Annotated in this window: 1 pseudogene; it reads left to right on the top strand. The window is 33.9% G+C overall.

The features are described 5' to 3' along the window. Window positions 1-380, top strand: a pseudogene (locus AC1DWA_RS33035) (hypothetical protein); the annotation flags it as partial. Window positions 381-661: the final 281 nt, after the last annotated feature.

Raw genomic sequence — 661 nt, 5'->3', positions numbered from 1 at the left:
CCATTGTAGTGCTCTGTATTTTCTTAGTTCTAAGTATAGGTGGTTATATCTGGCGCAGTAATGATTTAGCATCACAATCCACTGCTTCACAAGCTTCATTATCTGGGCAATTAAAGGATTTTATTAACATTGAAAATGATATGCTCAAGGATGTAAATTCAAAAAACTTTACTGCAACGAAAAAAGGAGCAGACGATTTAGAACATCAGTGGGACTCATCAGAAGCTAAACTTAGAAAAATAGACGGTTCTAAATGGACCAAGATCGATGGAACTATTGATGTTGTATTAGCAGCAGCTCGTTCATCCACCCCTGATGTCAATAAGTGCAAATCAGCACTTAATAATTCACTGACTGCACTAAACGCAGCTAATAAATAAAAAAGGGGTCGCAGACTGCGATCTCTTTTTTATTACAAATATGGGATTTTATTATCATATTTAAATGCGAAATCAGGTGTAAATTGGAAGTTTACCTAAAATTGATACTTTTTATTTTCATAACATATGACTAAAATACGAATTCTACAGCAAAAGTCAGATAGTTGGTGCTTAGAGAGCCTAACTATTATGTATTTCTCATTCCTATTATAAACCTTCTTACTTTCTATAAAGAAAGATACTCGCAGACGAATTAAATAGAAAGGTAAGCACCTAGTTCC

The organism is Rhodococcus sp. P4_F3_2 (assembly GCF_056401335.1).
Note: the sequence above shows the minus strand (reverse complement) of the source record. Positions and strands in the feature narration are given on the sequence as shown.